Genomic DNA, 3,737 nt, shown 5'->3' with positions numbered 1-3,737 from the left:
CGCCTTCCTCAAAGGCCGCCTCACTTTTACGGTAGATGCGTATCACAAAAAGATCAAGGACCTGCTGTATTATTTCCAGGCCCCGTTTTATAACAGTGGCGCCACCTATGCCCGCAACATAGGCAGCGTAGAAAATAAAGGATTGGAATTTGCCTTAGGCGGTACACCCATCAGCAATAAAAAATTAACCTGGAGCAGTAACCTGATCGCCTCCATTAACCGCAATAAGGTAGTGGACCTGGGCGGGCTGGATAACATTGTGGTGAACAACATTGGCTCCCCGCAAAGCAATGTATCCATTCTGAAGATAGGGCAGCCCCTGGGCGAGTTTTACGGCTATAAGTTCCTGGGCACCTGGAAAGCGAAAGAAGCTGCAGAAGCGGCGCTGTTTGGTATGAAACCCGGCGATGCAAAATATGTGGATGTTGACGGCGATAAAAAATACACCGCAGCAGATCTGCAAACCATCGGCAACGGCACACCCAAATTCACGTTCGGGTTCATTAATGATATTAAGTACGGCAATTTTACGCTGAGCTTTATGCTGCAGGGCGCCACCGGTTACCAGATCTATTCACAAACCCTGGCCTATGTATGGGGCGGTTTGGGCGATGCGCGTAACGCCACCACGCAGGATGCGCTTGACATCTGGACACCCACGCATGAAACCGACAATCCAACTTTCAGTAAAAGCAGCACCAACTTTATTAACAGCAGCCGTTATGTGTACAATGCCAGCTACATGAAGCTGAAGAACCTTTCTATCTCTTATCACATACCGGAATCCCTGTTAAGCAAAGTGAAACTGCGCAACCTGGAAGTATATGTGAGCGGTCAGAACCTTTTCACCGTTACCAGCTACCCGGGTTATGATCCGGAGATCACCAATGCCACCAACGCCATTACACAGGGCCTGGAAATGGGCGTGATCCCCAACCCGCGTACGTATACGTTTGGTTTGCGTGCAGGATTTTAGGAGCAAAAAGCAGAAAGCAGAAAGCATAAAGCAGAAAGCATAAAGCATAAAGCAGAAAGCATAAAGCATAAAGCCGAACGCCGAACGCGAAACGCTGAACACTAACAGCTAACAGCTAACAGCTAAAAGCAGAAAGCTAAAAGCATAACGCCCACAGCTAACAGCTAAAGACTAACAGCTAAAAGCTAAAAATTATTGATCCTTAATTATTAATTATAATGAAATTGAGATACATCACTCTTCTGCTAGCCCTCACTATTGCCGGTGCAGGCTGTCAGAAGCTAACGGAAGATCCGAAGGGTAACCTTACACCGGGTACTTATTTTAAAACAGCCTCTGACCTGGATGCCGCAGTAGCCTCCATTTACCTGCAGCTGGCAGTGGATGCCGCTTATGCCAACATCAGCAACAGCACGCCCTGTTTTGGTTCCGATGATCTTACCACAGATCCGGGATTGAACAAGCTGGGCTTCCGTTTATTTGACCAGCTAAATGGCAACTCTGATGCAGATGGCCGTTTGAACAACGTATGGCAGGGCCCCTGGACCGCCATCTACCAGGCTAATAACGTTATAGCCAATTATGAAAAGGTAGATGCTGCAGACGATGTAAAACATGCTTACGCAGGACAGGCCTTTTATTTAAGAGCCTTCAGCTACTACATGCTGGTGCGCACTTTTGGCCCTGTACCGGTAATTGATAAGCCGCTGGATGTAGATGCGCGACCTGCAAGGGATTCTGTAAGCAACGTGTACAACCTGATCGTGAGCGATCTTAAAACCGCCATCGGTTTTTTACCCACCTCTTTCCCGGGCGCACCAGGCAAAGCCAATCAGCAGGCCGCCAAAGCATTGCTGGCAGAGGTATATTTAACCATGGCAGGATGGCCGCTGAAACAAACTGCCAACTATGCGCTGGCAGCAGAGCAGTCAGATGCGGTAATTAAATCAGGCCAGTATACCCTGGTGCCCGACTATGCAAAAGTATTCACCACCAATAATAATTCGGAATCCATCTTCTCCTTACAGTTCAATGTAGCAGGCGGTTTGCCACAGCGTACCTTTGGCTCATCCTGCATGCCGCTGGATGAAGTAGCATTAAATGGTAACAGTGGCTGGGACGATTTTTACCCGGAGATCAACTTTTACCAGGCCGCACCCAAATGCGCCCGTACCGATGCTACTTTTTATACTACCATTAAGCTGCTGCAGCCCAACAAAACCTTTAAGCTGGTGCCCTGGAGCTCTACAGAAACACATGCGGGGCATCCGTATTACAAGAAATTCCGTTCAGGCGTTGGCGATGGTATTGTGGAAACAGATAACTCCATTATCTCTGCCAACCCCAGCACCAACAAAACACTGGATATTATCCGCTATCCAATGGTGCTGCTGAACTATGCAGAAGCATCTGCCATGGCAGCTAATGCACCCACTGCAGAAAGCTATGCAGCCATTAACCAGGTAAGAAGGCGCGCCGGCCTGGCAGATCTTACACCCGGCCTGGCGCTGAACGCTTTCCGCGATTCTGTAGTGCAGGAAAGGGCTTATGAGTTTGCAGGCGAATTTGGCATACGCTGGTTCGATATTGTACGCCTGCAGCTGCTGCCGCAGATCCTGGCCAAACGCAGCAACCTGGAAAACCCGATCAACCCCGCAGTTGCCAATAATCCGGCAGCGCTGGCGCAAAAATATTTAACACCCATACCCACTAACGAAATGCTGCGCAACCCGCAGTGGCAGCAAAACCCGGGGTATTAAACTAACAAACGTGGTTAGCGGTGGACCGCTTCTGCCGCTAACCACATACTTTTAACCGTTTTATGTGAAACCATGCAGAGAATAGTAATTTTTTTTGTTAGCCTTTTTTTATGCTATCATTCCACATCATCAATTGCTCAGCAGAAGCATAGTGAAAAAACGCTCTACCCCAGCTACAAGGGTTTGATTATGGCTGGGTACCAGGGTTGGTTCCGGGCGGCAGGAGACGGCTCCGCTGCCCGGCGCTATGCTTACGGTAGCGAGGAGCGCAGCGGCATAGATGCATGGCCGGATGTAAGCGAGTATGAAAAAACGTACGAAACACCCTTTGTTTTAAAAGACGGCAGTAAAGCCCGCTTCTTTAGCTCACTGGATAAAAGTACCGTAGACCTGCATTTTAAATGGATGCAGCAATACGGTGTAGATGGTGTGTTTATGCAGCGCTTCTTTAACGTAACACGCGAAGGGAGCGGCAGAAAAGAATCCAACACTATTCTTGGCAATGCGCTGGAAGCAGCTTCTAAATACAAAAGAGCCATTGCCGTAATGTACGACCTGTCCGGTTTAAAAGGTAAGAACGAAGATTGTTCATCTATTATCGAGGACTGGAAATATTTAGTGGACAGCCTGAAAGTAACCCGCCAGAGCGGCGCCAATACTTACCTGCATGAAAATGGTAAGCCCGTGGTATGCATCTGGGGCATTGGTTTCCCCGACCGGCCTTATGATATCCGCAACATTGGCCTGGAAAGGTTAATAGACTTTTTGAAGAACGATCCTGTATATGGCAGCTGTACGGTGATGTTAGGCGTGCCCACTGCCTGGCGTGAGCTGAATGCAGATTGTATCCATGATCCCTATTTACATACCATCATTAAAAAGGCGGATATAATTCTGCCCTGGATGGTGCAGCGCTTTTCGCCCTTATTGCATAATGATATGGACCGCTACCGCGATATGATAGTGGATGATATGGAATGGTGCCGCCGGAACAATATTGA

Annotated in this window: 2 protein-coding genes and 1 pseudogene; all 3 read left to right on the top strand. The window is 48.4% G+C overall.

Features of this window, described 5'->3' with window-relative positions; genetic code table 11:
• The coding region (locus VIM87_RS17540) for a TonB-dependent receptor domain-containing protein (RefSeq protein WP_331998257.1) at positions 1 to 976 on the top strand (976 nt) is incomplete at its 5' end.
• Between the two features lie 218 nt (positions 977 to 1,194).
• Positions 1,195 to 2,736 carry a RagB/SusD family nutrient uptake outer membrane protein gene (locus VIM87_RS17535; RefSeq protein ID WP_331998256.1) on the top strand — a complete coding sequence of 514 codons (1,542 nt, stop codon included), beginning with the start codon at positions 1,195 to 1,197 and terminating at the stop codon, positions 2,734 to 2,736.
• A gap of 189 nt (positions 2,737 to 2,925) precedes the next feature.
• Positions 2,926 to 3,737 (top strand): annotated as a pseudogene (locus tag VIM87_RS17530) (glycoside hydrolase family 71/99-like protein); the annotation flags it as partial.

Source organism: Chitinophaga sp., assembly GCF_036569125.1.
Lineage (GTDB): Bacteria > Bacteroidota > Bacteroidia > Chitinophagales > Chitinophagaceae > Chitinophaga.
The sequence above is the reverse complement of the archived record's forward strand: the minus strand, read 5'-3'. Positions and strand labels throughout refer to the sequence as shown.

What these genes read in the sequence shown, in the direction of transcription:
- VIM87_RS17535 (WP_331998256.1), top strand. Translation starts at nt 1,195, where the DNA reads ATGAAATTGAGATACATCACTCTTCTGCTAGCCCTCACTATTGCCGGT.